This is a genomic window from Rhodococcus spongiicola, from assembly GCF_004011835.1.
GTDB classification, from domain to species: Bacteria; Actinomycetota; Actinomycetes; order Mycobacteriales; family Mycobacteriaceae; genus Prescottella; species Prescottella spongiicola.
The window spans coordinates 14,486-41,256 of record NZ_RKLN01000002.1 but is presented as its reverse complement, the minus strand read 5'-3'; the positions used below and the strand labels follow the sequence as shown (position 1 = coordinate 41,256).

General features: G+C 64.3%; 36 protein-coding genes and 1 pseudogene. 13 read left to right on the top strand and 24 right to left on the bottom strand.

All coding sequences use genetic code 11. From position 1 onward, the window contains the following. Positions 1-60: 60 nt before the first annotated feature. Positions 61-489: an abortive infection family protein gene (locus EF834_RS04920; protein ID WP_127946129.1), complete on the bottom strand. Its 429-nt coding sequence runs from the start codon at positions 487-489 to the stop codon at positions 61-63. 8 nt (positions 490-497) lie between these two features. Here EF834_RS04920 and EF834_RS04915 point away from each other — a divergent pair, with 8 nt between their 5' ends. Then, positions 498-818: a hypothetical protein gene (locus EF834_RS04915; RefSeq protein WP_127946128.1), complete on the top strand. Its 321-nt coding sequence runs from the start codon at positions 498-500 to the stop codon at positions 816-818. A gap of 35 nt (positions 819-853) precedes the next feature. Here the strand turns inward: EF834_RS04915 and EF834_RS04910 are convergent, their stop codons facing one another. After that, positions 854-1,594 (bottom strand): hypothetical protein, encoded by a 741-nt coding sequence (locus tag EF834_RS04910; RefSeq protein WP_127946127.1) that lies wholly within the window; start codon positions 1,592-1,594, stop codon positions 854-856. 742 nt (positions 1,595-2,336) lie between these two features. Between EF834_RS04910 and EF834_RS04905 the strand changes: the two genes are divergently transcribed. Continuing rightward, positions 2,337-3,953, top strand: a complete 1,617-nt coding sequence (locus tag EF834_RS04905) for a hypothetical protein (RefSeq protein ID WP_127946126.1) — start codon at positions 2,337-2,339, stop codon at positions 3,951-3,953. 269 nt (positions 3,954-4,222) lie between these two features. Then, on the top strand, positions 4,223-4,414 hold the full coding sequence (locus EF834_RS04900; RefSeq protein ID WP_328590543.1) for a transposase: 192 nt from the start codon (positions 4,223-4,225) through the stop codon (positions 4,412-4,414). Here the strand turns inward: EF834_RS04900 and EF834_RS04895 are convergent. Further along, positions 4,408-4,596, bottom strand: coding sequence for a hypothetical protein (locus EF834_RS04895; protein ID WP_127946125.1), 189 nt, complete (start codon positions 4,594-4,596; stop codon positions 4,408-4,410). The genes EF834_RS04900 and EF834_RS04895 overlap by 7 nt on opposite strands. Positions 4,597-4,809: 213 nt before the next feature. Between EF834_RS04895 and EF834_RS04890 the strand changes: the two genes are divergently transcribed. Continuing rightward, positions 4,810-5,079: a hypothetical protein gene (locus EF834_RS04890; RefSeq protein ID WP_127946124.1), complete on the top strand. Its 270-nt coding sequence runs from the start codon at positions 4,810-4,812 to the stop codon at positions 5,077-5,079. Positions 5,080-5,205: 126 nt separating this feature from the next. Here EF834_RS04890 and EF834_RS04885 read toward each other — a convergent pair whose 3' ends face one another. After that, positions 5,206-5,931: a DUF732 domain-containing protein gene (locus EF834_RS04885; protein ID WP_164874071.1), complete on the bottom strand. Its 726-nt coding sequence runs from the start codon at positions 5,929-5,931 to the stop codon at positions 5,206-5,208. 557 nt (positions 5,932-6,488) lie between these two features. Between EF834_RS04885 and EF834_RS04880 the strand changes: the two genes are divergently transcribed. From EF834_RS04880 to EF834_RS18455, 3 genes are all read left to right on the top strand, one after another. Continuing rightward, positions 6,489-7,379: a hypothetical protein gene (locus EF834_RS04880; RefSeq protein ID WP_127946122.1), complete on the top strand. Its 891-nt coding sequence runs from the start codon at positions 6,489-6,491 to the stop codon at positions 7,377-7,379. Positions 7,380-7,532: 153 nt separating this feature from the next. Next, the gene (locus tag EF834_RS04875; RefSeq protein ID WP_127946121.1) at positions 7,533-7,718 is read left to right on the top strand and encodes an antitoxin VbhA family protein; all 186 of its coding nucleotides are present in this window, start codon (positions 7,533-7,535) and stop codon (positions 7,716-7,718) included. Then, positions 7,718-8,068, top strand: coding sequence for a hypothetical protein (locus EF834_RS18455; protein WP_235871007.1), 351 nt, complete (start codon positions 7,718-7,720; stop codon positions 8,066-8,068). Before EF834_RS04875 ends, EF834_RS18455 begins: the two co-directional genes overlap by 1 nt. A 43-nt stretch (positions 8,069-8,111) precedes the next feature. Here the strand turns inward: EF834_RS18455 and EF834_RS18720 are convergent. Then, positions 8,112-8,615, bottom strand: a pseudogene (locus EF834_RS18720) (zeta toxin family protein); the annotation flags it as partial. A 212-nt stretch (positions 8,616-8,827) separates the two neighbouring features. Next, complete coding sequence (locus EF834_RS04865) at positions 8,828-9,304, bottom strand: hypothetical protein (RefSeq protein ID WP_127946119.1); 477 nt, start codon at positions 9,302-9,304, stop codon at positions 8,828-8,830. Between the two features lie 408 nt (positions 9,305-9,712). Here EF834_RS04865 and EF834_RS04860 point away from each other — a divergent pair, with 408 nt between their 5' ends. The 3 genes from EF834_RS04860 (at position 9,713) to EF834_RS04850 (ending at position 12,658) form a co-directional block, all read left to right on the top strand. Further along, positions 9,713-10,717, top strand: coding sequence for a beta-propeller fold lactonase family protein (locus tag EF834_RS04860; protein WP_235871006.1), 1,005 nt, complete (start codon positions 9,713-9,715; stop codon positions 10,715-10,717). 166 nt (positions 10,718-10,883) lie between these two features. After that, positions 10,884-11,675 (top strand): hypothetical protein, encoded by a 792-nt coding sequence (locus EF834_RS04855; RefSeq protein ID WP_235871005.1) that lies wholly within the window; start codon positions 10,884-10,886, stop codon positions 11,673-11,675. 86 nt (positions 11,676-11,761) lie between these two features. Further along, the gene (locus tag EF834_RS04850; protein WP_127946117.1) at positions 11,762-12,658 is read left to right on the top strand and encodes a PH domain-containing protein; all 897 of its coding nucleotides are present in this window, start codon (positions 11,762-11,764) and stop codon (positions 12,656-12,658) included. A 167-nt stretch (positions 12,659-12,825) separates the two neighbouring features. Here EF834_RS04850 and EF834_RS18615 read toward each other — a convergent pair whose 3' ends face one another. Next, positions 12,826-12,957 carry a hypothetical protein gene (locus EF834_RS18615; protein WP_268960921.1) on the bottom strand — a complete coding sequence of 44 codons (132 nt, stop codon included), beginning with the start codon at positions 12,955-12,957 and terminating at the stop codon, positions 12,826-12,828. Between the two features lie 401 nt (positions 12,958-13,358). On the opposite strand from EF834_RS18615, the gene EF834_RS18715 reads away from it, so the two are divergent. Beyond that, entirely contained in the window at positions 13,359-13,835 is a 477-nt protein-coding gene (locus EF834_RS18715) for an excalibur calcium-binding domain-containing protein (RefSeq protein WP_235871004.1), read from the top strand. 321 nt (positions 13,836-14,156) lie between these two features. Here EF834_RS18715 and EF834_RS04840 read toward each other — a convergent pair whose 3' ends face one another. Together EF834_RS04840 and EF834_RS04835 are read right to left on the bottom strand one after the other, a co-directional pair. Next, positions 14,157-14,711, bottom strand: a complete 555-nt coding sequence (locus EF834_RS04840) for an NADPH-dependent FMN reductase (protein ID WP_127946115.1) — start codon at positions 14,709-14,711, stop codon at positions 14,157-14,159. A 45-nt stretch (positions 14,712-14,756) separates the two neighbouring features. Then, complete coding sequence (locus tag EF834_RS04835) at positions 14,757-15,326, bottom strand: TetR/AcrR family transcriptional regulator (RefSeq protein WP_127946114.1); 570 nt, start codon at positions 15,324-15,326, stop codon at positions 14,757-14,759. Between the two features lie 81 nt (positions 15,327-15,407). Here EF834_RS04835 and EF834_RS04830 point away from each other — a divergent pair, with 81 nt between their 5' ends. Then, positions 15,408-16,550, top strand: coding sequence for an acyl-CoA dehydrogenase family protein (locus EF834_RS04830; RefSeq protein ID WP_127946113.1), 1,143 nt, complete (start codon positions 15,408-15,410; stop codon positions 16,548-16,550). Positions 16,551-16,575: 25 nt separating this feature from the next. Here EF834_RS04830 and EF834_RS04825 read toward each other — a convergent pair whose 3' ends face one another. The 9 genes from EF834_RS04825 to infA all read right to left on the bottom strand — a co-directional run bounded on the left by EF834_RS04825 (position 16,576) and on the right by infA (position 21,816). Continuing rightward, positions 16,576-17,016, bottom strand: a complete 441-nt coding sequence (locus tag EF834_RS04825) for a hypothetical protein (RefSeq protein ID WP_127946112.1) — start codon at positions 17,014-17,016, stop codon at positions 16,576-16,578. Positions 17,017-17,109: 93 nt separating this feature from the next. Beyond that, a complete protein-coding gene (gene truA / locus EF834_RS04820; protein ID WP_127946111.1) occupies positions 17,110-18,000 on the bottom strand; it encodes a tRNA pseudouridine(38-40) synthase TruA in 891 nt (296 codons plus the stop codon). A 5-nt stretch (positions 18,001-18,005) separates the two neighbouring features. Continuing rightward, positions 18,006-18,548, bottom strand: coding sequence for a 50S ribosomal protein L17 (gene rplQ, locus EF834_RS04815; protein ID WP_127946110.1), 543 nt, complete (start codon positions 18,546-18,548; stop codon positions 18,006-18,008). A gap of 55 nt (positions 18,549-18,603) precedes the next feature. Continuing rightward, on the bottom strand, positions 18,604-19,668 hold the full coding sequence (locus EF834_RS04810) for a DNA-directed RNA polymerase subunit alpha (protein WP_127946109.1): 1,065 nt from the start codon (positions 19,666-19,668) through the stop codon (positions 18,604-18,606). 117 nt (positions 19,669-19,785) lie between these two features. Further along, entirely contained in the window at positions 19,786-20,391 is a 606-nt protein-coding gene (rpsD, locus tag EF834_RS04805; protein WP_127946108.1) for a 30S ribosomal protein S4, read from the bottom strand. Between the two features lie 21 nt (positions 20,392-20,412). Next, the gene (gene rpsK, locus EF834_RS04800; RefSeq protein WP_127946107.1) at positions 20,413-20,817 is read right to left on the bottom strand and encodes a 30S ribosomal protein S11; all 405 of its coding nucleotides are present in this window, start codon (positions 20,815-20,817) and stop codon (positions 20,413-20,415) included. Further along, positions 20,817-21,185 (bottom strand): 30S ribosomal protein S13, encoded by a 369-nt coding sequence (gene rpsM, locus EF834_RS04795; protein ID WP_127946106.1) that lies wholly within the window; start codon positions 21,183-21,185, stop codon positions 20,817-20,819. The genes rpsK and rpsM overlap by 1 nt, the downstream gene beginning before the upstream one ends. Before the next feature lie 218 nt (positions 21,186-21,403). Beyond that, positions 21,404-21,517 (bottom strand): 50S ribosomal protein L36, encoded by a 114-nt coding sequence (gene rpmJ / locus EF834_RS04790; RefSeq protein WP_025347279.1) that lies wholly within the window; start codon positions 21,515-21,517, stop codon positions 21,404-21,406. Between the two features lie 77 nt (positions 21,518-21,594). After that, positions 21,595-21,816, bottom strand: coding sequence for a translation initiation factor IF-1 (gene infA / locus EF834_RS04785; protein ID WP_003418601.1), 222 nt, complete (start codon positions 21,814-21,816; stop codon positions 21,595-21,597). Between the two features lie 333 nt (positions 21,817-22,149). On the opposite strand from infA, the gene dtd reads away from it, so the two are divergent. Further along, positions 22,150-22,587, top strand: coding sequence for a D-aminoacyl-tRNA deacylase (dtd, locus tag EF834_RS04780; RefSeq protein ID WP_127946105.1), 438 nt, complete (start codon positions 22,150-22,152; stop codon positions 22,585-22,587). Between the two features lie 29 nt (positions 22,588-22,616). Here the strand turns inward: dtd and map are convergent, their stop codons facing one another. From map to rpsE, 6 genes are all read right to left on the bottom strand, one after another. Then, positions 22,617-23,420: a type I methionyl aminopeptidase gene (map, locus tag EF834_RS04775; protein WP_127946104.1), complete on the bottom strand. Its 804-nt coding sequence runs from the start codon at positions 23,418-23,420 to the stop codon at positions 22,617-22,619. Next, a complete protein-coding gene (locus EF834_RS04770) occupies positions 23,420-23,965 on the bottom strand; it encodes an adenylate kinase (protein WP_127946103.1) in 546 nt (181 codons plus the stop codon). The genes map and EF834_RS04770 overlap by 1 nt, the downstream gene beginning before the upstream one ends. After that, the gene (gene secY, locus EF834_RS04765; protein ID WP_127946102.1) at positions 23,962-25,284 is read right to left on the bottom strand and encodes a preprotein translocase subunit SecY; all 1,323 of its coding nucleotides are present in this window, start codon (positions 25,282-25,284) and stop codon (positions 23,962-23,964) included. The genes EF834_RS04770 and secY overlap by 4 nt, the downstream gene beginning before the upstream one ends. A 219-nt stretch (positions 25,285-25,503) precedes the next feature. Further along, positions 25,504-25,944, bottom strand: coding sequence for a 50S ribosomal protein L15 (gene rplO / locus EF834_RS04760; RefSeq protein WP_127946101.1), 441 nt, complete (start codon positions 25,942-25,944; stop codon positions 25,504-25,506). After that, positions 25,941-26,126 (bottom strand): 50S ribosomal protein L30, encoded by a 186-nt coding sequence (rpmD, locus tag EF834_RS04755; protein ID WP_127946100.1) that lies wholly within the window; start codon positions 26,124-26,126, stop codon positions 25,941-25,943. The genes rplO and rpmD overlap by 4 nt, the downstream gene beginning before the upstream one ends. Next, positions 26,126-26,770: a 30S ribosomal protein S5 gene (rpsE, locus tag EF834_RS04750; protein ID WP_127946099.1), complete on the bottom strand. Its 645-nt coding sequence runs from the start codon at positions 26,768-26,770 to the stop codon at positions 26,126-26,128. Before rpsE ends, rpmD begins: the two co-directional genes overlap by 1 nt. Position 26,771: the final 1 nt, after the last annotated feature.

The following is a 26,771-nucleotide window of genomic DNA, read 5'->3' as shown; positions in this document are numbered from 1 at the left end:
AGGCCAGCCATGGAGTCAGAGGGCAAGCCAGCGCGCAGCGGTGGCGCGGCAGCCCATTTCTCACGGATTGATCTTTTCCCATTCCGCGAACAGGTACTCGGTGACCGTCACGGCAGCATTGAGTGCGAGCCGAGCATGACGTCGCGTAACAGGAGAGGTGGACGCTCGCCCGTGCCCTGTCCCGGCGGCGTTTCGCAGTGCGCCAAGGTTCTGCATGGTCTGATCGAGTCCACGAATGACGCCAGTGACCGCTTCGCTTGCCTTCGGATCACCGGGCACCGCATTGGTCCTCAACCGAAGGGCGTCGACGACCTTCTTGAACTTCTTGCCGAGATCGTCCCTCGAAGAAACGGGTACACCCCGAGCGTCGAGGATCTGTGCAATCACGGACTCGACAAGATCCTTGCAGGAGCCGATCGTATCCCCCGGATCATCCTTCTCGATCTTGGCTTCGATCCGGCGAGCAGCGGCTGGGGCGATTGCTGCCATAGGCCGGAGTGCCTGACCAGCTTCGAGGCGTCACTGCGTGCGTATGTAGAGGCTGCCGCGCTGGTGCGCTCGACGCGGCCCTTCTCGACGAGCTCATCGTTGATCTGGACGCCGTCAAGGCGTTCATGGAAGAGGGCAACGAAGTGCTGATCTCGTTCGACAAGTTCGTGCCGTTCTTCGATCTGGTGATCGCACATACGCCGCAGCTTGCGGCAGAGTATGGCATTGACCTGCGTGAACTAGACGAGGACGACTTTGAGGGCGGTGGAATTGTGTCATTACGCCGTCACCTCGAGGCTCAGAAGACGATCCTGGCCGAGGCGTCATAGGCTGGGGTGCCGCTGCTGCGGGGGCCACGAGAGATTCATTCTCGAAATTCTTCGACTGCCTGGACGACGAACTCGCCGATCGTCGTAATCGCGTCAACGGTCATCACGGTCTGGTCGTAATTGTTCTGCCGAATCACCAACGATGCCGCCCAACCGTCGACGAGTGTTTCGAAATCCCACTCGCCTTCCTCGTTTCGGACAGACACCTTAGTACCGTTGATCGTCCAGAATTCTGCGTCGCGCATTGACGAGTGCGGTAGGTGGGTGCGCGTCATTTCTACTTGGTCTTGAAAGTGTAATCCTGTGAGGATCCACAATTCGTATACGATTGCGGTGGAGCTGCGGATGGTGCACCGTCCGCTAGTTCCTATCTCGCGTGCCGAATCGGTTGGAATCGTGCTCTTGACTTGCAGTTCTTCGGTGCTCCCGAGTCCGTGGACGACGAAGTTCTCAAGGTAGCCGCACAGCTCGTCCACCGTTCGAGTGGAAGACTCTCGGTGAGGTTGGTGGTGCATCTGATCGGCGAGGGATGTGCACGCGACAACGGAGGACGCGGACAGTATTGCGATCAGTGATGTGATAATCAGCCGAGGGCCGAAGCGGCGACTCATCCGGTTTCCTTTCTGTTCGGCGAAGAGTTCACGCTTCCATTCCCTGCTGCGATGGGGTTCGACGTTCCCGATGTGCTCTGGCGACGACGATTCGTCACGAGCAGGTTTTTGGTCGCCGTCTGTCAATGGCTGCCGCGCCAGCTGCGCTGCCTTGCCATATGTCAATCTCTGGTCGCTGCTGCCGGGTGGTCCAGAAGACCTGGGAGCTTCTGAGTGTAAGCATCTCCGCGGCAACGTGATGCGCGTCGCCAACCCCCTGAATCTATCGGCCTGTAGCATCAGCTTCGGCAGCGAGGGGGCTGCCACCGACTCGACATGACCTGGGACTCAACGAGCCTCAAGTCCCATTCCGAGGACGAGGTCTTCGGGGTGGTCGGGGTCGGTAGCAGTCCTCCCGTAAGTCGCACGATCCCGGCGTTGCAGAGCCTGGCCATCCGAACCCGGATCCAGCGCGGGTGCCGTCGGGGGTGATCGCCAGCCCGGACGAGACGGCGGCCGGGGACGCCGTGAAGCCGTGACGCTCCGGAGAAAAGCTGACTCGGCTAGTCCAGCGGTACGGGTGGATACTCCCCGTAGATTCCGCGGTTCTCGCCGGCCAGGTACTGCTGATTCTGCGTGTCAGCGCGAGCTGCGAGGGCGGCTTGGCGTGCTGTCTCTCCGTTGCGGCGATCCAATTCCTGTTGTTTCCGTTGCTCCCGCCGCGGCATCTGGCGTGGCTGGTGTTCGGGTTGTTTCTGTTGCTCCCGCCGCGGCATCTGGCGTGGCTGGCGTTCGGGTTGTTTCTGTTGCTCCCGCCGCGGCATCTGGCGTGGCTGGCGTTGCGGTTCGCGCGTTTGGTCAGACCATTCCTTGCCGGTCCAATAGCGCTGGCGTTTAGCGCGGTACGGAGCGCTGCTACGTTCAGCCAGTGGAATACCGCGTAATTTACGAGGACGAGAACGAAATTTCAACGTTCCGGGGGATGCAACCACATGGATTCGCAGGGGTCCTGAAGCGCCGCGGGCGCGCTGAACGACCGATCGAGGATTCCGCGTGGGATGCCTGGAATCCAGTCCCCCCCAAGTCCCACTCCCTCAACGCGCTACCAGTACCGATTGATCTCACCGGAATTGATCTCAAGGGAGGCGAGAGGTTGCTGCGCCAGCGCTTCTACCAGCAGGAAGGGCCGAACCTGGAGGAAGCTGCCCAGAAACTGCCTCCGAACTGCTGGCCTTCAGACGCAGACCACCTCTACATCCAGCTTGCGGAACGGTTCCGCGGCTACACACCACTCATCTTCAGCAACCATGCCGCGAGACTATTCCCAGAGCTAGAAGAGATTTGCAGGCGGCTGGTGGCCGAAACCGGATACACCCCCGGACTGCAGGACGGAGACGCTCTCGCACCGAATACCGGCGCAATCGCGTTCGGGCGGATGCGTAACGTAATTCGCTGGCTACCCTTCAAGGACACGCGCTGTCCGCTATGCGATGAACCAACTGACCTCAACCGACTCAATCCGTCAGCAATCCTCAATTTCGGTCCACCTCGCTGGTGCTATGCATGCTCCACTTTCGACGCCCCCCCGCCAACTACCAAGGTCGCTATCCGCTTGCTCCAGCAGTACGTCGACGTCGCCGGGTTTGTCCCCAAGTCGTTCTCTGAAACCGAGGTCGTCCCGTATGACATACCCGCGACCAGACGTGACCAGATCATGGCAGCGCGGATGGGGCTGCCGAGTCCATTCGATCTGGCTGCCCTCGGACTGAATCCGTGGACAAATTTTCTCGATATGGCCGGGTTCGGCGACCAGATCAGGCGCACGAGTCGGGGTATCAACTGCCGTGCCGACGACGGCCACTGGTGCTTGTCCTTGTTCGAATGCGAGATCGACAACTTCCTCACCAGAAACGGTATCGCCCACGAACACGAACCACACTGGCCCAAACATCCCACCCTGAACAAGCGGGGGCGCCGCCGCGCTGATTGGAAACTGGCAGACGGCACGATGATCGAGGCCGCCGGCTTGATGTCGGTACCGACCTACCAGGCCAAAATGGCGGAAAAGCGCCTTCTTGCAGATGAATTCGGGATACGGCTGATAGTCATCGAACCGAGTGATCTTAGGTCCCTGCACGTTGTGTTCCGGGAATGGATCGGCGAATCTGCAATGGAGTCTTCGAAGAATCGAGCAGAAGTAGCGCCGGCAGCCGCCGAGCGGAGTTCAGTGAATACCGAAGCAAGCCTGCCGAAAGGCGATACCAACCGGCGAGCGCACTCGCCACAGGAGTCGGTCCCGACTCATGCAGTCGGACGCGGGGACGATGCGGTGGTGCCTCGAGGGTTGAAATTCGCGGCGAATGCCAAACGCCCCGGACATAGGGATACACCAATGAAAACCAAATCAGCCCGAAACCCTCCCATTCACCGTCGCGAAACGCCCACATCCCATGTCCGGAGAAAGATCGCCATCCAGGCGACCGCGAAACCGCCCGGGGTTACATCTCGACAGCCATCTGCGGCCGACCGTTCCGACGAGCCCTAGGGGTAGCGGCCATTGTGCGGACACCGAGAGGAACTGGGCAACCACGGCGATCAGCGCCGCCCTTGCACGCAACCGTCCGGGGACTCGACCTTGCAGTGAGAGGTCGGACAGAACCTCGAAACGGGTCTGAATGTCCCCTCCAATTTTGTCCTCGGGATAGTCCCCTCCGTGTCTTGAACCGCCGCGGCATGTCCGGAGACGTTGATGTGCCCCGGGTTGCACGGAGTCGGTTTGCTTGACTTTGGGTCACGCCATCCGTCGAAGGAGTCGTGTCCGTGCCGAAGCGTTATCCCGAAGAGTTCCGCCGTAAAGTCCTCGACCTGGTGGCTGCTGGCCGCCCTGTCGGGCAGATCGCAGCCGACCTCGGTGTCAGTGACCAAACGATCTACAGTTGGCGTCGCCAAGAGCTTGCGAATCTGTGGTGGGGCGGGACGTGCCCCGCCGCAGGCGCCCGTCAGTAGGTGAGAAGCGCGATCAGTTGCCAGATCACCCGGGCCGTCGCGGTCGTGTCCTGGTGGACGACAGGGTGATCGGTGACCATCTCCCAGGATTGGCCGCACTGCCTCATTGCTCGGACGTACTCGCCGAGCGGGGTGTGTACGACCGTGAACAGCGCAGGCCCTGGCCGCCGCCGAAGCACCACCGGAGGTCGCCGTCGTCGAGGGCAACGGTGTCGCCGAGATCCTCGACGTTGCCTCGACGAGGATCAGGTACTCGCGGCGGGCCAGATCGAGCAGCGCCCCGCGATGCAGCTCCCCCATCTGTCGATGCGTCACAACATCCTTGGGTACATAGGACGACTGGGCTGGACCGAGTTCGAGGTCCTGCTCCAGATTCAGCGATCCGGTACCCGGCCGTGCAGCACCTCGAACCCGACACCGCGACCGTCGAACCCGCCGAGCCGGTCACGGCAGCCGACGACGCGATCGTCGAGCCGACCGAACCGGTCAGCGAGCCGTCGATCGACGAGAGCATCGCCCGCGGCCTCGACGCCGGCATTAACCTGCTGCCGATGCGCGACTACACCTCTGGCAAATACCAACCCGGCTACGGGACCGGGGCTGCCGAGAATCGTCCTCCCGAAAGGGAGCTCGACCTCGGAGAGGAAGACGGTCGCGCGGTCTGACCGCCGCGTGTGTTCTCAAGGGGTGGCCCGCACCGTTCTCGGGTGCGGGCCACCCCTTGAGCCGGGCACTCCCGGGGTGGCGCGGGATTCCGCACAGCTCGACTGAAGTACCTGGACGCCGTTGGTCTAGTTCACGAGGTACCTGTATTCGCCGCAGAACGCCCCGATTGCCGAACCCACGAGGTACTCCGCGTCACGTCGCGTGTAGCCGGATTCCTGTGCCGCCTGCACGGCTTCCAGCAGCGCGAGGGAGGGCGCTGCAGCGTTGTCGATGTACTCGCAGGTGATGCGCCCTCCCGCGATTGCCGTCTCCTTGTCCCCTCCGTACTCGACGCCCCCGACATCGAGACTGATGATGAACGCCTCGCCCTCGATCTTGGCTAGGTCGATTGCAGGTTTTTCGGCCGGTACCTGTGGCGATACGAGTCGGGGAACATCAGATGACGGCGGCGCGGTCGCGCTACTCGCGGTTGAACTGCGGTCGATGTCTTGCAGATCCGTTGTTGCGGCGGCCGCCGCCCCCGTCTCTTCGCCATCCTGCTCGCGACGCCACTCATCCGACGACGGCCCTTCCCGCTCCACTCGTTGCTGCGCCCAGTACTCGCGCGCGGCCGATGTCATGGCCAGTCCAGTGAACTGGCCTATGAATCCGGCGACCACTAGGGCCCAGGTCAACGTAAGCCACCACGATCTGCGGAGGGGTGCGCGCCCTAGCATCGCTCTGATTGGCTGGACGATGCCGGAGATGGCGCACATAGCACTGAATGCAGCGAAAGCTAGTCCGGCGCCGATATTGCCCGTGCGCACAAAGACGACGGCGAAAAGAGCGAAGAGAGCCGAAGCCGTGACCATGCCGACTCGAACGCCGCGTTGTCGTGATCTTGTTGAAGGTGGTGTCGAATCGCCTCGGTCGCCGGACGAGTCGACGTATGCCGGATTCTTGCCCCATTGTTGAGTGCCATCGCCCCATATCCGCTCAGGCTGCGGACCTTCCCCACCATCGTGCGGATCACGGCTCATCTGTATCCCCCTCGTTCAGTGCCCTGCACTTCCGGCTACACAAAGATCAGATGCCACGGCGTTTCCTCCGCGCGGGCCATCTGATGCCCCGTAACCGTTCTCGTCGATCGATGGGGTCTCCGGCTGGAAAGTAGCCGCCTCCCCGTTTCCGACCCCGCTGATCGTTGCCGGCAAACAAGACACCCTAGTGGACGTTTGGCTCAGCCGACGCGGCGCGGTATCCAGGCTTCCGACTAACCCCCACCCGCTAAGACTCGGCGGAGAGTGCCAGAGACAATCCATCCATGAGTCAGATCAGGCACGTAGTCACCGGCTCCGGCCCGGACCGGAAGCTCATTTACTTCGATGAACACACACTGCCGGCGGAGACAAGGAACAAGCGTTCTCGTATGAGAGCAGCTGGCATCAAACCGCCAGCGCCCAGCCGCGACTATGAGACGCCGAAAGTAGAAGGCAAGAAGAAGAAACTCAAAGAGACCCGCGATGCGATCTGGGGGTCCATATTCTTCGCAGCCATTGTCGGGGTGTTCTATGACCCCACGGCAGGCGTGCTCGTAGGAACGATCGCGATCGTGATCTTTGTAATGGCGCTGTACTTCCAGTTGAAGCCAGAGATCCCGAACCGACTGAAATACAACCAAACTGACGCGGCGGCACACCGAAAGGCGTCCGTTGTCTTGGATCTGCCGATAACAGTGCCGCTGGATCTGATCGCAGAGGAACCGTTCGGGGAGAAGCGAGTGCGCATGCTGATTGCCGGCGTCCTCGACCTGACACGGTCTATCCCCAAGACAAAGTCATGGCACAGCCGCTACCTCGAGGCCCACCGCGTACAGCTCAATCTCCGCGAAGAGGCACGACAGGTGGTGCAGCACGCTATCGCGTTGCGGAGGACCATCGTGAAGCTGGGGCCGCAACCGACTGGAACGTCATCTGCGGCGACCGTCGCGATCCGCGCTTTCGATGTCGCCCGCGAACCGTTGGACATTGTCTGGGACCGGTTGTTCCAACGGGTGCGTGTCTTGGACGACTACTACAACCACCTGCTGGCGCTGGACAGAGAGCTCGAGCACGCCGAAGCAGCGAAACGCGCTCTCGCTGTCGACGACGAGATCGCCGAACTCCTCACCAACGCCGTGGGAGACGAACTCGCCGCGAAGCATCTCACACACCTGTCGGGCGAGGCGCACGCACTCGCGGGCGCGATCAATGAGCTGGTCGAGGCGCTCAACGGCGACTTGCAGACCCTGATGGCACTGGACCCAGTCTCTCGGCGGTAGCCATCTCTGGCATCGGTTGCGGTCGAATGTATCTGCATGTCGCACCCAGCTTCGTCGTTGCGATCGGTCGCGCGGTCTGACGCCATAGGATCGGCACATCGGTGGGGCGAGGCGCATTCTGTCTCGCCCCATCCGCAACCAGAAGGGGGAGTCATGAGCAGCAAGAAGATCAGCGAAGCCGAAGCCCGGGCGGCCTACGCGCGCCTGGCACCGATCGCCGCGATGGACGGGAAAACCGTCGATCCGCGCGACGAGGAGCTGACCGTGCGGCTCCTTCAGGGCACCATCACTCTCGAGGAGATGGTGGCCGAGATGCTGCGCGAGAAGGGCATCGGCTGATGGCCGACCCGCACCCAATCTTCTCGCAGGGATGGGTCGACTACTTCATTCCCGGGACCGTCTCGTACGACACGGATACCGGGATGCCGAACCTCGACAACGCCGTCATGCGAAACCTCATCGCCGTCGATCTGGGATTCGAGCACGGGTTGCCCGATCAGAACATCGTCGACCGTCTCGAGGTCGCGTCGTCGATCAAGCGACTGCATGAACTCGAGCAGAATCCGATCCCCGGCAACTACGACCTCGCACACATGCAGCGGATCCACCACTACTTGTTCCAGGACACCTATCCCTGGGCCGGTGAGATCCGCACAGGGGCAGATTGTCAGACTCGCGGGTCTCGGTGAACAGCCGGTCGACAGCGGACCTGGGGATCCAGCGACCACCCATCGGGATATCCTGTCCGGAGGTGGCCATCGCCTCGAGGTAACCCTTCCGCCACCGTGAGACGATGCGCTCGACGGCCACATCCTGTGGGGCTTCGACGTCGACGATCTGGATCCGGTAACCAGACTCGTTGAGACCGGAGACCAAGTCCACCGCCCACTCCTTCCACGCCAAGGTGCCATCAAGGATCAGGTTGTCCCCGTTGTCGATTGCCTCATAGAAGACCTGCTCGAACAGATCGGTCGACTCGTGGCGTACCAGGGCGCTGAGCTCGTTCGGATGGAACAACGGCTTCTCCGGCGGGACCGTTCTGTACTCCGGCGGCAGCATCTCCTGCCACGTCCCGGCCTCGACCTCAGCACTCAGCAAGGCGTCCTTGAACACGTCCGCGTCCAATAGCCTCCAATGGCTCGGATCACGGTCGGCGAAGATCGAGTTCCGAATGATGCTTGACTTGCCCGCCCCCGGCGGTCCAGCCAGCAAGACAGAGGACTGCTCGGTCCGCACGTTCGGATACTCAGCCCTCCACGCCGCCCTGATCTCGAGGTGCAGAGCGCGCCGCTCGGGCAGTGGGACCGCTGCGCCGCCGACCTTCTGGTCCTTCTGGTAGTAGCGCGGATTTCGGATCGTCGCATGCGGCGAATCCGCCTGTAGTGGACCTCCGGGTTCGGACAGTGCCGCGAGCAATTCTTGACGAGACTCGATCTCTTCCGGCGTCGTCACGCGCTGCGGCCCGCCAGGCCATCGAGCACGGCGTTGTACTCCTCGTCGGTGAGGAACTTGTCATCGAAGGCCCGGCCGACCTGGTTATTGAACCCACCCCGCCGGGGCGGCTTGTAGGTGTCAATGTCGGCCAACGGATTCGGTTCGGGCGGAGGCTCGTACTCCCATTCGACGAGCTCACGGATCATCGTCTCGCGGTCCAACTCCCCTGCCGCGTACCGGGCCGCGATCTCGTACGGGGTGCCGCCGTGCGTACCCGGGCGCACGTCCGGTGCGTTGAGCCGGGCCCGGCGCAGCATGTCGCTGATCGCTGGCTGGCTCACACCGACTCGTGCCGCCAGCACGGTTTGGGGTACGCCGGCCTCGGAAAGCTGGCGCAGGCTGCGCAGGAACCCGATGTGCGAGGCGGTCTCGCGTGCCTTCTCGTTGCCGAGCTCGGTGAAGAGCTTCTCCTTGTCGAGCATCGCTGTCATGGCACCTCCTCCGGTCTATAACCCAGCTTATACCTTCAGTTCGACGAGAAGGAGGCCAACGACCCGAGGAGCTGCTCAACGACCGGATCCAGCGCCGTCCAGCCATCACAGGATCAGGCGGGGCTGTGCTCCAGCGGGTCCGGCCGATCCGGATCGATGTCCGAAATGTCCCGTATAGTCCTCACCCGCGGGGGGACGGTTCGATTTCGACAGGCCCTTTCGGTGCCCTGCGTGCGCCGCACCCGAGAGATGCCGGTGGCCTATCTTGATCTCCTCATTGGTCGAAGGAGCCTAGTCACGATGTCGCACAACACCATTATTCCGTCTAGTCGCGGGGGTGACCTTGGCTTGAGGCTTCGCACCCGACGATGGCTCGGAGCCTGGTCAGCCGCTTCCCTGGCGATTGGGTTGATTCTCACAGTTGCCCCGGCCGCACACGCCGACCGCGTCACCGCCACCATCGAAGTCCGCGACGATCCGGTCGGGGTGGCGATCACCCCCGATGGCACCCGCGCCTACGTCACGGTTTGGGACAGCAGCGAGGTCGCGGTGATCAACCCCAGGACCAACAGGGTCATGACCACCATCGACGTCGGCTACATCCCGCGCGCGGTAGCCATCACCCCCGACGGCACCCGCGCCTACGTAACCAACAATGGCGAGTTCGACAATCCCAGCGACAGCGTGTCTGTGATCGACACCGCCACCAACAGGGTCACCAACACCATCGACATCGGGAGCAACCTAGGGGCGGAAGGGATTGCGATCACCCCTGACGGTGCCTACGCCTACGTCACCCTCTACGGGGGCGATCGGGTAGCGGTGGTCGACACCGCCACCAACACCGTCATCGACACTGTCGTCGGGTTCTACTCGCAGCCGATCGGTGTGGCGATCACCCCCGACGGCACCCGCGCCTACGTCACCAGCGCCAACCCCAGGTGGCCCAATAATGCCTTTGTGGTGTCGGTGCTCGACACCTCCACCAACACGATTATCAACGGCATCGACGTCGGTCGGGACCAACAGGCGATCGCACTCCTGCCCGACGGCACCCGCGCCTACGTCGTCAGTGAGACCACCGACAAGGTGTCGGTGCTCGACACCGCCACCAACACCGTCACCCAAACCATCGACGTCGGCGACTTGCCGCGCCAAGTGGCGATCACCCCGGACGGAACCCGCGCCTACGTCACCAACTACGGAGACGGCACGGTGTCGGTGATAGACACAGCCACCAACACCGCCACCAACACAATCGAAGTCCGCGACTATCCGACCGGGATCGCGATCACCCCGGACGGAACCCGCGCCTACGTCACTCACCCCGGCCGCGGCACGGTGTCAGTGATCACGCTCGGCGTCGAACCATGGACCGGATCCTTGGGATCGCTCGGGTCTTCGGGGTCGTAGGTCCTGAGACGACGACAGCGGCCCAGCCCGGGTTGGGGCGGGCCTTTGTCTCGTTCTCCGGCGACCGGACGTAGCTTCGCGAGCCGCCTACATCGCGTTCACTACGATGACACCGCCGGGACGGGGGCGTCATGGCATGGATGAATCGAATCGGCTCGGGGGAACTGTGTCTGCAAAGCCTGCGCGGCGGCGTCTTCTCATTGCACTGCTCAGGCTCGCCGCGACCGTTGCCGTCAGTTACGGCTTCATCCTGATGATTCCTCGTCTCGCCGCTATGGGACCGGACGCGCCCGACCCTGACGAGCTCGGTCCCGCACTCGCCCCGCCGACATGGTCCGCGCCGGCGTCGACGACGCCACCGCCACCGTTGCCGCCGGGTTTCCCGTCGATGCAGTTCCCGCCGCCGAAGATCGACGTCGAGCCTGGAGAGCCGCAGCCCATCGCCACGAAGTTCGGTCTCACCTACGACATTCCACCGGATTGGGACAACGAATGGAGTGCGGTGTTCGGATGGTCCGACGATGACGGTCTGATCGCCGGCTACGGAGCTCACGGACAGTACGGGTACGAATACTGCGACGCCGTCGACGGCGCAACCCTTGCCGTCACCGGAGCAACGGGCAGGCGCGGTATCGACATCGAGACCGCGGCACTCGACGAGGTGCGCTTAGCCGAGCGGATATTCGCAGACGACGACCGTATGCCGAAGGTGACGTACACAGAGGCGCAACGCTTCACGATCGCCGGCAACCCGGCTGTGCGATACACCGCCCTTGTCGACGACGTCCCGAAATCGAATGAATGCGATCCACCACGCGCCCGGTTCGACGTGGTCGCGACCCGTGGCTTCGCGACGGCTGAGGTGATGGTCCTCGTCGTCGAGGCCCACCAGGGACTGCCTGGCGCGATCGAAGCAGAAACGATAGACCAGATCATCGGCACACTCCGTCCGAGCTGAGCTGCTGAGCACGATGCAACATAGGAGAGGATTTGAACCCGGCACAACCCCCACCGCACGCTCTGCCATCCCAGCCGGTGAGCAGGATGGCCGTCCCTTTCCCCTGGGGCAAGCACCTGAAACGGACATCGGGTCTCCCGATCGGCGCCAGCGATGTGATCATGCTTGTCGTCGCGCTCATCCCGGCGGTCTTGCTGGCGGTCGCCGGTTCCTGGGCGGCCGCGCTCGGGGTCGGAATCTTCGGCATGACGGTGGCGCTGCCGGTGATGGCGGCACATGCCAACACGCGCACGAAGGTCCTGTCATCGCGTGTGCGTTCGGTCGACGTCGACCCGCGCACGGGTCGTGTCCGCGCCGCTGACCAGTCCGCTCCACCGGCTCCCGGAGCAGTACGGGGGGTCCTATTCCCGCACAGCTGGATTCGAGTCCTCACCTTGTTGTGCCTGGGAGCCTTCATGCTGCTGGTCCCATGGTTCGCCGCGGCGCGGTTCCGCGACCCTGCCACCGGTTCTTGGGGGATCGACGCATACGTGATCGCTGGAATCTGCGCTCTACCCGCGCTCGCAGCGATCGCCGTCGCTGTCGCGACCGTGCGGGGGTGGCGATATGGGATCACCGTCGTCGACGATGGGGTCCTTGTGTCCAACCCGCTCTTCGCGCGCATGATCCCGTGGCAGCAGATCGCCGGGGTCCGTCCGACCCGTAATCGCGAGGGTCGGATCCCGGTGGACATGATTTGCCTCGACCTCGTTCCGGGAACCAGGCCGGTGCGACTCCCGTCCGGGATGCTCGGCAGGTTGACGATGCTGTTCGTTCCACAGACCCGATCGAAGATCGAACTGCCGTTCCAGCACTTCGACGTCGACCCGGTGTTGTTGCTGAACCTGCTCTACGACTTGCACACCCAGCCGCCGCTGAGAGCCGAGATCGTCGACGGCCGGATCTTCGAGTACCTGCGATCGATGCTCGCCCAGCCCCGATAACGACGCCTGCACGGCGGCGTCTTCTCACTGCCTATATCACGTGCAACGGGGCCAAAGGACACCCGAGTCGCACGTGGCCAGACGGGCTGGATGTCGTTTCCGACGAACGGATGTGCGCCACGAGCTCTCTTCCGAGACCGCTTCGATTAGCGAGTATCGGTACGCGACTATGGGTGCCGCGACACGTAGATGCAGCGATAGGACTTGTTCGGCGGCAACCAGGTTGCGGCATCGGCATAGGTGTTCTTCGGCTCGAACGTGGTGTTGATTCCGTGCGCACCGATTCCGGCAACTTTCACATGCTGATCGGTTGACTACACGACTAGATGCGGTGAGTACTTGTCCGCGCTTCTCGAGTCTCCGGACGAACTCGCTCGTCGACGCCCTGTTTAGCCTCGCGGGTTTGATCGTATTCATCATCGGTGTGATCGCTCAAATACGCGGCCGCCCGGATCGGGCCCGGATTCCCGGTTGCCAGCTTGCTGTTGTGGTTACTGCCGGAGCGTTTGGTCTCATAGTCATCGGTGGCGTGCTTGCACCGGACGAGAACTCACCTGCTGCATCGGATGGAGTGGACGTTTCGAAATCGGCGGCACCTACCAGACAACGACTGGTCCTGCGACAACCGTAGCCGCCGCATCGCCGGCTGCCGACTACGAGCCGACAGAAGACGACACCGCTGCGTTCGTGGTGGCCTTCCGTGCGGTCGTCCCGACTTGTCGAATACTCAGCGGGACAACGTAATCGCGAACCTGTTGGGAACACATGCCAGGGGATCAGCCTCGGCAAGGCGCCCAGCATCATCGCCTCCAATGTCGACAAGCGCGCGGGTTACCAGGGCATCTCCCCCACCTCGGCTCAGTCCCAGGCGATCCTCGACTTGGCCGCCGGAGGCTGCCGGGCCCACCCGCACCGGAACCCGCGCACGAGTCTGCGCCCGCACCGGAACCCGCGCCCGCACCGGAGCCGGCGCCCGCACCGAGCCACGGTCTCGTTCAAGAACTGCGATGCGGTCAGGGCAGGCGGCGCTGCACCGCTGTATGAGGGGCAGCCGGGCTACAGCACGAAGCTCAACCGTGACAGGACGGTGTCACCTGCGAGTGAATGGGTCAGGACCGCTGTTGTGAGTCGCCTCACAACGTGTCCTAGATACGCGCTTAGGCGTTACAAGAGGTGAACCGTCCGGGGGAGGGTTCACACCTTCGGCCTGTTCTTGGGCGTGACCAGTGAATAAACCCTGCCAGCCAAGACCAGTACAGCCAGAGCAGCCAGCGTCCAGCCGGCCGCCGGGAAACTGATCACGACGGCGATGATCAGGCTGAGCTCGCTGCGATCGCGGCCTTCTACATCCGATTCGTCCGATGACCTCTCGGTGGCGTGATCCTCGGGTCCTAACGCACTGTGAGGGCGGGAACCACCAGCTGTAAGACCTTGGTCGCCACATACTCGGTGCGCCCGGTCGGCGCGAGCGTCCAACCGGGCGCTGCGCGCTGACCGGTCAACCCGGATACGGGGACTGCTCTCGCTGGGTTCGCAGCGCGTCGGCCCACCAGGCCAACTGCGTGAGCATCCGCTCGACGCCGTCGTTCGCCGCCCCGTCCTCCGGATCGAAGTGCCTGCGGGCCTGATGGAAACTGACGGCCTCGCGGATCGAGACCATGTGTAGTTCGGCTACCACCTGACGGAGTTGCTCGACCGCGCGGAGGCCGCCCGACATGCCGCCGTAGGCGACGAAGCCGACGGGCTTGGCCCGCCACTCGTACTTGACGGTGTCGAATGCGGTCTTGAGCGCCGCCGGGTAGCCGTGGTTGTACTCGCTGGTGACGACGACGAACGCGTCCGCCCTGCCGATCCGGTCGGTGAACGAATCGACCACTGGCGACGACGAAAGATCCTGCGGCAGAGGGATCTCTGCGAGGTCCAGTACGGCGGTGTCGAAGGTGTCGCGGACACGGGCCCGTTCGAGGAACCAGTCGAGGACGACGGGCGCGAACCGCTTGACGCGAACGCTGCCGACGATCACCTCGAGTCGTAGCGGTCGATCCAGCTCCATGAGCGCTCCCTTCCGATCCGATCGTAGAGTCAGAGGCCAGTAGATTCAGAGGCCCCGGGTCAGCAGGATCGCGAGTTCCTGGTACGCCGCGGCGTCGCCCAGGCCGGTCGACGCGGCCACCTGTCGCTGCTGGATGCGCACCATCGCCGCGGCGGCGATGTCGCCGACGAAGGCCGCATGTGCATCCCGTAGCTCGCCCGCTTCGACGCCCTCGGTGATGAGTTGCTGGACGCGGCGTGCCGCCCACCGTGTGTTGCGCTCGTAGACCTCCCCCGCCGCCGAGTCGCCGGCCAGGTCCTCCATGAACTGCGCCGAGGCGGGCCGTAGTTGCTCCCCGACTGCCTCGAGGTACGTGCGGATGCGATCACGGGCGCCGACGGCTCCGGACAGGCTCGCCTCGATCTGTTCGGTTGCAGCGCGGAAGAAGTGCACCGTCGCGGCCCGCACCAGCTGCTCCTTGCTGTCCGCGAGACGGTAGAGCGTGGATTTCGAGCAGTGCAGGCGCGCGGCGAGGTCGTCGAGAGTGAGATGGGCGAATCCTTCGTCAAGGATCAGTGCCACGAGCTCGTCGAACAGCGCCATGCGGCGAGCCGTAATCCTCACCGGGGTTGCCATACCCTAGACAGTACTGAAGTATCATTTTCAGTACTACTCATTCCTGACTTGATCATCTCGTCAGTCCAGCGAGGAGACGCCGTGCCCGTCGAACGCCTGCTGCCCACCCAGGAAGCCCGCGACTTGATCGACCTCACCCGCGACGTCGCCGACAGGGTGCTCGCACCGATCGTCGACGAGCACGAGAAAAACGAGACATTCCCCGAGGGCGTCTTCCCCGCACTCGGACGAGCGGGGCTGCTGAGCCTGCCGTATCCGGAGGAGTTCGGGGGCGGCAATCAGCCCTACGAGGTGTATCTACAAGTCCTCGAGGAGATCGCGGCACGCTGGGCAGCCGTCGCCGTCGCCACGAGCGTGCACAGCCTGTCCTGCTTCGCGCTCGCCACGCACGGCACCCACGAGCAGAAGGCCAAGTGGCTGCCCGACATGCTCGGCGGCGAGACCGTCGGCGCCTACAGCCTGTCCGAGGCGCAGGCCGGATCCGACGCCGCCGCGCTGATGTGCCGAGCGGCCGAGGTCGACGGCGGGTTCCGGATCAACGGCAGCAAGGCATGGATCACCAGCGGCGGCCGTGCCGACTTCTACACCCTGTTCGCCCGCACGAGCGACGACGGCTCCCGCGGCATCTCCTGTTTCCTGGTTCCCAAGGACACCGAGGGTCTGAGCTTCGGCAAGCCGGAGGAGAAGATGGGCCTGCGGGCTATACCGACGACGGCCGCGCACTACGACGACGCCTTCGTCCCGAGCGAGCGACTCATCGGCAAGCTGGGCCAGGGCCTGCCCATCGCGTTCAGCGCACTCGATTCCGGACGGCTTGGCGTCGCCGCCGTCGCGGTCGGATTGGCCCAGCGCGCCCTCGACGACGCCGTCGCGTATGCCAAGGAGCGCAAGGCGTTCGGCAAGCGGATCATCGATCATCAGGGCCTCGGCTTCGTCCTCGCGGATATGGCCGCGGCCGTCGACTCCGCCCGCGCCACCTACATCGACGCCGCCCGCCGCCGCGACGCCGGACTCCCCTACTCGCGCAACGCCTCCGTCGCGAAGCTCGTCGCGACCGACGCCGCCATGAAGGTCACCACCGACGCGGTACAGGTGTTCGGCGGGTACGGCTACACCCAGGACTTCCCCGTCGAGCGGTACATGCGCGAAGCGAAGATCACCCAGATCTTCGAGGGAACCAACCAGATTCAGCGACTCGTCATCGCCCGCCAACTCGCGGGCTGAGTCGGCAGGTCCCGACGGCGGTCGCTCAGATATGAACGGCCACGGTGGCAGCGGCCAGCCAGACCAGCACGATCACCTTCACGACCTCGAACGCGACGTACAGGTGGTGTGCGCGAGACCTCGGAAGCTCCTCGCCTGCCAGGATCCGGTTCGACCGGCGGCTCAGCGGCGGACGAATGCCTGCGACCTGGATTGCTAGAACGATCGTCAACGCAGCGAGCAGATTCCGCACCGCGGCAGTCGGGGTCGCCTCGGCGGCAATCGTCGCGACCCACAGCACCACCAGCACGGCGACTTCCGCAATGTTCAACGCACGGAACACCAGCCGACCGATGCCCAGCCCGATCGGGATCGTCACGCCGGGCGCGCGGAACTTGATCGGGGCTTCCAGGAACGAGATCGCGACGACCATCCCGAGCCAGAACGCGGGCGCGAGAACCTGAAGCGAGATCCACCACTGATTCATCGTCACGATCCTCACTTCGTCGGAGGGTACGTTGCCTTCGGACCCCGGATCCCACCGCAAGGCCCGCCGGTGACGGTGCCGAGCGTCAGGCTACTACCCGCCGCAGCAGCCCGTTCCGTTCGGATCGGGCACCGTGCGCATCTCCCGAGTGGCTTCGTTGCGGGCGGCCAAGTCCTCGTCGGCGGGGTAGTCGACGCGGACGAGCGAGAGCCCGTGCGCCGGTGCGACGGCGACCTCACTGGCGCGTTCGCGTTCGGCGAGCAGCCCCGCCATCCATTCGATCGTCCGGCGCCCCTCCCCGACGGCCAGTGCCGCGCCGACGAGGCTGCGCACCATCGACCAGCAGAACGCGTCGGCGGTGACGAACGCCGTCAGCTCGTGACCGGACTGCTCCCAGTCGAAGCGCTGGAGCTCACGGACCGTCGTCGCACCCTCACGCCGCTTGCAGAAGGCGGCGAAGTCGTGCAGGCCCAGCAGCCGCGACGACGCCTCCCGCATGGCGTCGACGTCGACCTCCCTGGGCCACGCGACCGTATCGCGCGCCCGCAGCGGCTCCGCACCGTACGGCGCCGTGGTCAGTCGGTATTCGTAGTGCCGGCGGATCGCGGAGAACCGGGCGTCGAAATGGGCGGGGGCGAACGAGACGTGCTCGATGCGAACGTCGCGGGGCAGGAACCGAGCAAATCGACGGACCCAGCGCTCCGGGTCGTCCGGCACCATGTCGGCGGGCACGTCCACGTGCGCCACCTGCCCACTCGCGTGCACACCGGCATCGGTGCGCCCGGCCACCGTGAGCAGTACCGGGGTGCGGACGACCGTGCTCAGCTTCTCCTCAATCTCACCGCACACCGTACGGTGGCCGGGTTGCCGAGCCCACCCGGAGAAGTCGGTGCCGTCGTAAGAGATGTCGAGGCGCAAGCGAACGAACCCGCCGTCCCCTGTGGGAACGACGGGTTCGTTCGATGCGGCATGTGCCGAAACCAAGTGGACTAGTCCTTCTTGGCCTCGTCGGCCTTCGCCTCGTCGGCCTCTGACTTGGCCTCGTCGGCGCTGTCGACCTCGGCCTCGGGAGCCTCGGTCTCGCCGGCCTCGGCCTCGGCCTGCTTCTCCTCGACAGCCGGAGCGGCCTGCGAAGCAGCGACGCGACGCGCGCGGTCCGCCTCCGAGGTGACCGTCTTCTCCTTGACGAGCTCGATGATCGCCATCGGAGCGTTGTCACCCTTGCGGGGGACGGTCTTGATGATGCGGGTGTATCCACCGTCGCGGTCGGCGTAGAACGGGCCGATCTCCGCGAACAGGTTGTGCACGACATCCTTGTTGCGGATGACCCGCAGAACCTCGCGACGGTCGGCCAGGGTTCCACCCTTGGCCTTGGTCACGATCTTCTCGGCGTACGGACGCAGGGCCTTGGCCTTGGCCTCCGTGGTGGTGATTCGGCCGTGCTCGAAGAGAGCAGTCGCCAGGTTGGCGAAGATCGCCTTCTGGTGCGACGCCGACCCGCCGAAGCGGGCACCCTTCTTGGGCTTGGGCATTGGAGCTCCTCTTGGGCTCGCCCAGCACATTTGCCCATGTGCCGGGTGATACGGGTTACAGCTGTTCGGTCTCGGCGTAGTCCTGATCGGTGCCTTCAGCCTCGCTGAGGGAACCGGTGTCGGCATCGCTCCACGTGCCGGTGGCGGCGTCGTAGCCGGCAACGGTCGTCGGGTCGAAGGACGCAGGGCTGTCCTTGAGGGTGAGGCCGAGCGAGTGCAGCTTGACCTTGACCTCGTCGATGGACTTCTGTCCGAAGTTGCGGATGTCGAGCAGGTCGGACTCCGTGCGTGCCACGAGCTCGCCGACGGTGTGAACACCCTCGCGCTTGAGGCAGTTGTAGGAGCGGACCGTCAGGTCCAGGTCCTCGATGGGCAGTCCGAAGGAAGCGATGTGATCGGCCTCGGCGGGCGAGGGTCCGATCTCGATGCCTTCTGCTTCGACGTTCAGCTCACGGGCCAGGCCGAAGAGCTCAACCAGGGTCTTACCCGCCGAAGCGAGTGCGTCCCGAGCAGTGATGGAGTTCTTGGTCTCCACGTCGAGAATCAGCCGATCGAAGTCGGTGCGTTGCTCGACGCGGGTCGCCTCCACCTTGTAGGTGACCTTGAGCACCGGCGAGTAGATCGAGTCGACCGGGATGCGGCCGATCTCGGCGCCGGACGCCTTGTTCTGGACGGCGGGGACATAGCCGCGACCGCGCTCGACGACGAGCTCGATCTCCAGCTTGCCCTTGTCGTTCAGGGTGGCGATGTGCAGATCCGGGTTGTTGACCGTGACGCCGGCCGGCGGAACGATGTCACCCGCAGTCACGGCCCCGGGGCCCTGCTTGCGGACGTACATGGTGACCGGCTCGTCCTCCTCGGAGCTCACTACCAGGCCCTTGAGGTTCAGGATGACGTCGGTGACGTCCTCCTTCACACCCGGGACCGTGGTGAACTCGTGGAGGACGCCGTCGATACGGATGCTGGTGACCGCGGCGCCGGGGATCGACGACAGCAGGGTGCGGCGCAGCGAGTTGCCGAGGGTGTACCCGAAGCCTGGCTCGAGGGGCTCGATGACGAACTTCGAGCGGTTGTCAGCGATGACCTCTTCGGTCAGCGTGGGTCGCTGAGAAATGAGCATTGAATTTCCTCCTGTACGGGCGTCCGCCATATGACGCCCACGATGGGAAAGGCCCGGACCCGGGGGTGGCCGGTGATGCCGGATGCGACGTTACCGGCCGCCCCCAGGGTTTGTGCCTTACTTCGAGTAGTACTCGACGATCAGCTGTTCCTGCAGTGGAACCTCGATCTGCGCACGCTCGGGGAGCTGGTGCACCAGGATGCGGAGACGGCCCCCGACGACCTGCAGCCAACCTGGGACCGGGCGATCGCCCTGGGTCTCGCGGGCGACCTGGAACGGCAGGGTAGACAGCGACTTCTCGCGGACATCGATGATGTCGTACTGCGAGACGCGGTAGCTGGGGATGTCGACCTTCTTGTTGTTCACGAGAAGGTGGCCGTGCGTGACCAGCTGACGCGCCTGACGGCGGGTGCGGGCCAGGCCTGCGCGGTACACGACGTTGTCGAGACGCGACTCCAGGATCTGTAGCAGGTTCTCACCGGTCTTGCCGGGGCGGTTGACCGCCTCCTGGTAGTAGCGGCGGAACTGCTTCTCCATGACGCCGTAGGTGAAGCGTGCCTTCTGCTTCTCCTGCAGCTGGAGCAGGTACTCGCTCTCCTTGATCCGCGCGCGGCCGTGCTGGCCCGGCGGGTAGGGGCGGCGCTCGAAGGCCTGGTCGCCTCCGACCAGGTCGACGCGGAGACGACGCGACTTACGGGTAACGGGTCCGGTGTAACGAGCCATTTCTTACCTTCCTTTCCCGTACTAGACGCGGCGCCGCTTGGGCGGACGGCAGCCGTTGTGCGGCTGGGGGGTGACATCGGAGATTGTGCCGACTTCGAGGCCTGCAGCCTGCAACGAGCGGATCGCGGTCTCGCGGCCCGAGCCCGGGCCCTTCACGAAGACGTCGACCTTCTTGACGCCGTGCTCCTGCGCCTTGCGAGCAGCGTTTTCGGCGGCGAGCTGAGCGGCGAACGGCGTCGACTTACGCGAGCCCTTGAAGCCCACGTGGCCCGACGACGCCCAGGAGATGACGTTGCCGGCCGGGTCGGTGATCGACACGATCGTGTTGTTGAAGGTGCTCTTGATGTGAGCGGCACCGTGCGGAACGTTCTTCTTGTCCCTGCGACGCGCCTTCTTCGGACCGGTGCTGCGTGACTTCGGAGGCATTACTTCTTCTTTCCTGCGACGGTGCGCTTCGGACCCTTGCGGGTGCGGGCGTTGGTCTTGGTGCGCTGACCACGCACGGGCAGACCACGACGGTGGCGCAGGCCCTGGTAGCAGCCGATCTCGATCTTGCGGCGAATGTCCGCCTGCACCTCACGACGCAGGTCACCCTCGACCTTCACCGACTCCTCGATGTACTCGCGGAGCTTGGCGAGGTCCTCGTCGGACAGGTCCTTGCTGCGCAGATCCGGGCTGACACCCGTAGCTGTCAGGATCTCCTTGGCGGTCGTACGGCCGATGCCGTAGATGTAGGTCAGTGCGATCTCCATGCGCTTTTCGCGGGGAAGATCGACACCTGCGAGACGTGCCATGTGGCATTCCTATCGGTGTGCGGAGGTCTGCTCCCAGTCCGTCCCCTGCGTCTGAAAAACTCTGCGGTTCACACTCACAGTGGGGCCCCGGCCTCCGTGCCGGGGGTGGACCGCTACCTGCCTTGGTTGTTGCCTCGGCCCGGGTTGCGGTTGGTGCTGAGAGGTCTTCTCTGTTGCTTGTTGCCAAGCAGATCTCGAAGAAGCGGTGGCCGTGAGGACTAGCCCTGACGCTGCTTGTGGCGTAGGTTGTCGCAGATCACCATGACCCGCCCGTTACGGCGAATCACCTTGCACTTCTCGCAGATCTTCTTGACGCTAGGCTGAACCTTCACGTGCGTCTGATCTCCTGTTGTGTGTCCACCCGAGGGCAGACATAGTTCTCCCCGGCCGGGTGCGGCCGGGGAAGCTCTTACTTGTAGCGGTAGACGATGCGCCCACGCGACAGGTCGTAGGGCGAAAGCTCCACCACGACGCGATCCTCGGGAAGAATGCGGATGTAGTGCTGACGCATCTTTCCGCTGATGTGCGCGAGGACCTTGTGGCCGTTCTCGAGCTCAATGCGAAACATCGCATTGGGCAGCGGTTCGACAACTCGTCCCTCGACCTCGATAGCCCCGTCTTTCTTAGCCATGTCCTCCGCGATCCGTTGAGTGGCGCAATGGGTTCATCGGCTACCGTCACCGGTATCCGCTACAGCGGTGGTCCTGAACACTGACGAGGTCCCGGAAGAGGATGAGCGTCCTCTTCGGACGCCAATCCGGGAACCTACGTACAGCATCTTTTCGCCGACCGAGTACGACAGTCCGACTGGCGTCGGACACGCAAACGACCGATACGCAGGGCGCACCGTTGTTCCACCTTACCGACAATTTCCAACCAGTCCAAATGCGGGCGGGGTTTCCCGCTGCTCCACCCGGGGCCACTCCACCCGGGGTTGCTTCACTCAGAAGGGAAGAACAACTCAATGCGCGCGCTCGTCCAACGAGTCACATCGGCAGCGGTCGCGGTAAACGGCGAGGAGGTGGCCCGCATCTCGCCCCCTGCGGACGGCCAGGGTCTACTCGTACTCCTCGGCGTAGGACTCGACGACGATCCGGTCGCCGCATCGAACGTCGCCCGTCGCGTGTGGCGACTGCGGATCCTCGACGACGAGAAATCCGCATCCGACGTCGGCGCCCCGATCCTGGTCGTCAGCCAGTTCACCCTGATGGCGGACACCCGTAGGAGCCGGCGTCCGTCGTGGTCGCCCGCCGCGCCGCGCGCGGTGGCCGAACCCCTCGTCGATGCCTTCGCTGACGCGCTGCGCGAACTCGGGGCGACAGTCGAGGTGGGACGGTTCGGAGCGCACATGCAGGTGAGTCTCGTCAACGACGGTCCGGTGACCGTCCTGCTCGACGGCTGAATCACCCATGCGGTTGCGTCGGGCGAATCTCAGTTGTCGCCGGATCGCAGTGTGAGGATCCGCGGCCCGTGTTCGGTGACGGCGACGGTGTGCTCCCAGTGCGCGGCACGGCTGCCGTCGGTGGTGACCACTGTCCAGTCGTCGCCGAGGACCCGGGTCTCATGCGTGCCCAGGGTGAGCATCGGCTCGATCGCCAGGACCGATCCGGCGACCAGGCGCGGCCCCTTCCCGGGGGCGCCCTCGTTCGGCAGGAACGGATCCATGTGCATCTCGCGACCGATCGCATGTCCGCCGTAGCCATCGACGATCCCGTACCAGCGGCCGTGCGATGACCCCGCGGCGCGGGCACCGAGTTCGATTGCGTGAGAGACATCCGTCAGTCGGTTGCCCTCGACCATCGCGGCGATACCCGCTTCCATGGACACCCGTGTCGCCTCGCTCAGCTGAGCGTCGGCCTCGCTCAGAGCACCGATTCCGAACGTCCACGCCGAGTCGCCGTGCCACCCGTCGAGAATGGCGCCGCAGTCGATCGAAACTAGGTCGCCCTCGACGAGGATCTCGTCGGCGGACGGGATGCCGTGGACCACCCGGTCGTTGACCGACGAACAGATCGATCCCGTGAACCCGTGGTATCCGAGGAACGACGGCACGGCGCCGGCGGCACGGATCACGGATTCGGCGATGTCGTTGAGCTCGAGCGTGCTGACGCCGGGCTTGGCCGCATCGCGCACCGCCACCAGAGCGTCCCCGACGATCGCCCCTGCGGCAGCCATCGCATCGAGCTCACCCGCCGTGCGGAACGGAACGACCTTGCGTTTGCGACCGAACGCCATTACTTGCCGAGCGCCGCGAGAGCGCGGGCGTTGACCTCTTCGACGGCCCCGACAGCGTCGACGGTGACGACCTGGCTCGCGTAGTAGTCCAGCAGCGGCGCCGTCTCCTCCCGGTAGACGCGCATGCGGTTGCGGATGACGTCCTCGGTGTCGTCGGCGCGACCGCGGGCGAGCATCCGCTCGACGACGACATCGTCGTCGACATCGAACGCGAGCACCGCGTCGAGCTTGGCATCGAGACCCGCCAGGATGTCCTCCAGCGCCTTGGCTTGATCGACCGTGCGCGGGAAGCCGTCGAGCAGGAATCCGTTGGCCGCATCGGGCTCCGCGACGCGGGCCTTCACCATCCTGTTCGTGATCTCGCTCGGGACCAGATCGCCCGCGTCGAGATACCTCTTGGCCTCGAGTCCGAGCGGGGTCTCCTGCCCGATGTTCGCCCGGAACAGATCCCCGGTGGAGATGTGCGGAACGCCCAGCTTCTCGGACAGAATCGCGGCCTGGGTGCCCTTACCGGCACCGGGAGGACCAAGGAGGACAAGTCTCACTTAAGGAACCCTTCATAGTTTCGCTGCATCAGCTGGCTCTCGATCTGCTTGACGGTATCGAGGCCGACACTGACCATAATGAGCACCGCCGTACCACCGAACGGCAGGTTTGCGACGCCGCCGGTGTTGCCGACCTCGAGGAAGAGATTCGGCAGCACCGCGATGGTGCCGAGGTAGATGGCACCCGGCAGGGTGATTCGGCTCAGCACGTAGCTCAGGTAGTCGGCGGTTGGTCGACCCGGACGGATACCCGGGATGAAGCCACCGAACTTCTTCATCTCGTCGGCGCGTTCCTCCGTGTTGAAGGTGATGGCGACGTAGAAGTACGTGAAGAAGACGATCATCCCGAAGTAGATCAGGATGTAGACCGGGTTGGCCGGGTTCACCAAGTATTCGTTGATCCAGCGCTGCCACCAACTCGGATTGGGATTGGTTGCCGCACCGGAGAGCTGCGCGATGAGGTTGGGCAGGTACAGCAGCGAGGACGCGAAGATCACCGGGATGACGCCGGCCTGGTTGACCTTGAGCGGCAAGTACGTCGACGAGCCGCCGTACATCTTGCGGCCCACCATCCGCTTGGCGTACTGCACCGGAATACGACGTTGGCCCTGCTCGACGAAGACGACGCCGATGATGATCAACAGTGCCGCGATGCACACGAGTGTGAACGTCACGCCGCCGCGGCCGTTGAGGATGTTGCTGCCCTCGGCCGGAATACGCGACGCGATGCCGGCGAAGATGAGCAAGGACATGCCGTTGCCGACGCCACGTTCGGTGATCAGCTCACCGAACCACATCACAAGAGCCGCACCAGCGGTCATCACGAGCACGATCATGACGAGCCCGAATACGCTGTCGTCGGCGAGGATCGGCTCCGCACAGCCCTGCAGCAGCTGCCCACGCGCCGCCAGCGCGACGATGCCCGTGGACTGCAGCACGGCGAGGGCGATCGACAGGTACCGCGTGTACTGCGTCATCTTCGCCTGGCCCGACTGGCCCTCCTTGCGAAGCTCCTCGAACCTCGGGATGACGACCGTCAGCAACTGGACGATGATGCTCGCCGTGATGTACGGCATGATGCCGATCGCGAACACCGACAGCTGCAGCAACGCACCGCCGGAGAACAGGTTGATCAGCGAGTAGATGCCGGCGGACTCGCCCTGTACAGCCTGTTCGAGACACGCTTGCACGTTGCCGTAGTCGACACCGGGCGAGGGCATCGTGGCACCCAGCCGATACAGAGCGACCAGACCGAGAGTGAAGAGGATCTTCCGCCTCAGGTCGGGTGTCCTAAAGGCCGAGACAAAGGCGGAAAGCAAAGATCCTCCTGGCACACGACACACGGCGAGTCGATCGATTGACCCGCCCTTGGATTGCAGAACTCTAGAACTCTAGCAGTGACACATCAAACTACAGCCCCCATCCAGGGGGCTGACCCTGACCAGTATGCCCGGTCCGAACACCCCGGAGCGGCGAATGGCCGCAACTTACCCCAGAGGGCACGTTGCGGCCATTCGACAGCTAGCTGAAAGGAAGGATCACACCTCGGTGGCAGTGCCACCGGCAGCGGCGATCTTCTCCTTCGCAGAGCCCGAGAACTTGTTCGCGGTGACCTGGACGGCGACCGGGAGCTCTCCCTCCCCGAGAACCTTCACGAGCTGGTTCTTGCGTACCGCGCCCGCGGCGACGAGCTCGGCGACGCCGATCTGTCCACCCTCGGGGAACAGACGAGCGATGTCACCGACGTTCACGACCTGGTACTCGGTGCGGAACGCATTCTTGAAGCCCTTGAGCTTGGGCAGACGCATGTGAATCGGCATCTGTCCACCCTCGAAGGCGGCCGGCACATTCTTGCGCGCCTTGGTGCCCTTGGTTCCGCGACCGGCGGTCTTACCCTTAGAGCCCTCACCGCGACCGACGCGGGTCTTGTCGGTCTTGGCACCGGGTGCGGGGCGCAGGTGATGCAACTTGATGGTCATGGTTGGACCTCCTCAACCGTGACGAGGTGACGCACCACGTTGATCAGACCGCGGTTCTGCGCGTTGTCCTCGCGGACGACGGACTGACGGATCTTCTTCAGTCCGAGGGTGCGCAGGCTGTCCCGCTGGTTCTGCTTAGTCCCGATGGTGCTCTTGACCTGAGTGACCTTGAGCTGTGCCATTACTTCACGCTCCCAGCCTGTGCGCGAGCGCGGAGCATACCGGCCGGGGCCACGTCCTCGAGGGGCAGGCCACGGCGGGCTGCAACCTCTTCGGGACGCTGCAAGCCCTTGAGGGCGGCAACCGTCGCGTGCACAACGTTGATCGCGTTGTCGCTGCCGAGCGACTTGGCGAGGATGTCGGAGATGCCCGCGCACTCGAGCACGGCACGCACCGCACCACCGGCGATCACACCGGTACCCGGGCTGGCCGGACGCAGCATGACGACACCGGCCGCTGCCTCGCCCTGAACCGGGTGGGTGATGGTGCTGCCGATGAGCGGCACTCGGAAGAAGCTCTTACGAGCCTCCTCGACACCCTTCTGGATGGCCGCGGGAACTTCCTTGGCCTTTCCGTAGCCGACGCCGACGAGTCCGTTGCCGTCGCCCACGATGACCAGAGCGGTGAAGCTGAAGCGACGACCGCCCTTGACGACCTTCGAAACGCGGTTGATGGAGACGACGCGCTCGATCTGGTTCGACTTCTCGGCCGCGCTGTCACGGCGGCTGTCGCGGCGATCGCGACCGCCGCCACGGCTGTCTCCCGTGCTCGGCCCATTCTGTCCGGCGGGTCCGCTTCCGCCGTCACGCCTTTGACGTCCCGGCATC

Coding starts and splice junctions, on each gene's coding strand:
- EF834_RS04920 (WP_127946129.1), bottom strand. CDS start 489: ATGGCAGCAATCGCCCCAGCCGCTGCTCGCCGGATCGAAGCCAAGATC.
- EF834_RS04885 (WP_164874071.1), bottom strand. CDS start 5,931: ATGGTCACGGCTTCGGCTCTCTTCGCTCTTTTCGCCGTCGTCTTTGTG.
- EF834_RS04880 (WP_127946122.1), top strand. CDS start 6,489: ATGAGAGCAGCTGGCATCAAACCGCCAGCGCCCAGCCGCGACTATGAG.
- EF834_RS04875 (WP_127946121.1), top strand. CDS start 7,533: ATGAGCAGCAAGAAGATCAGCGAAGCCGAAGCCCGGGCGGCCTACGCG.
- EF834_RS18455 (WP_235871007.1), top strand. CDS start 7,718: ATGGCCGACCCGCACCCAATCTTCTCGCAGGGATGGGTCGACTACTTC.
- EF834_RS04865 (WP_127946119.1), bottom strand. CDS start 9,304: ATGACAGCGATGCTCGACAAGGAGAAGCTCTTCACCGAGCTCGGCAAC.
- EF834_RS04850 (WP_127946117.1), top strand. CDS start 11,762: ATGGCCGTCCCTTTCCCCTGGGGCAAGCACCTGAAACGGACATCGGGT.
- EF834_RS04840 (WP_127946115.1), bottom strand. CDS start 14,711: ATGGAGCTGGATCGACCGCTACGACTCGAGGTGATCGTCGGCAGCGTT.
- EF834_RS04835 (WP_127946114.1), bottom strand. CDS start 15,326: ATGGCAACCCCGGTGAGGATTACGGCTCGCCGCATGGCGCTGTTCGAC.
- EF834_RS04825 (WP_127946112.1), bottom strand. CDS start 17,016: ATGAATCAGTGGTGGATCTCGCTTCAGGTTCTCGCGCCCGCGTTCTGG.
- rplQ (WP_127946110.1), bottom strand. CDS start 18,548: ATGCCCAAGCCCAAGAAGGGTGCCCGCTTCGGCGGGTCGGCGTCGCAC.
- EF834_RS04810 (WP_127946109.1), bottom strand. CDS start 19,668: ATGCTCATTTCTCAGCGACCCACGCTGACCGAAGAGGTCATCGCTGAC.
- rpsD (WP_127946108.1), bottom strand. CDS start 20,391: ATGGCTCGTTACACCGGACCCGTTACCCGTAAGTCGCGTCGTCTCCGC.
- rpsK (WP_127946107.1), bottom strand. CDS start 20,817: ATGCCTCCGAAGTCACGCAGCACCGGTCCGAAGAAGGCGCGTCGCAGG.
- rpsM (WP_127946106.1), bottom strand. CDS start 21,185: ATGGCACGTCTCGCAGGTGTCGATCTTCCCCGCGAAAAGCGCATGGAG.
- infA (WP_003418601.1), bottom strand. CDS start 21,816: ATGGCTAAGAAAGACGGGGCTATCGAGGTCGAGGGACGAGTTGTCGAA.
- dtd (WP_127946105.1), top strand. CDS start 22,150: ATGCGCGCGCTCGTCCAACGAGTCACATCGGCAGCGGTCGCGGTAAAC.
- map (WP_127946104.1), bottom strand. CDS start 23,420: ATGGCGTTCGGTCGCAAACGCAAGGTCGTTCCGTTCCGCACGGCGGGT.
- rplO (WP_127946101.1), bottom strand. CDS start 25,944: ATGACCATCAAGTTGCATCACCTGCGCCCCGCACCCGGTGCCAAGACC.
- rpmD (WP_127946100.1), bottom strand. CDS start 26,126: ATGGCACAGCTCAAGGTCACTCAGGTCAAGAGCACCATCGGGACTAAG.
- rpsE (WP_127946099.1), bottom strand. CDS start 26,770: ATGCCGGGACGTCAAAGGCGTGACGGCGGAAGCGGACCCGCCGGACAG.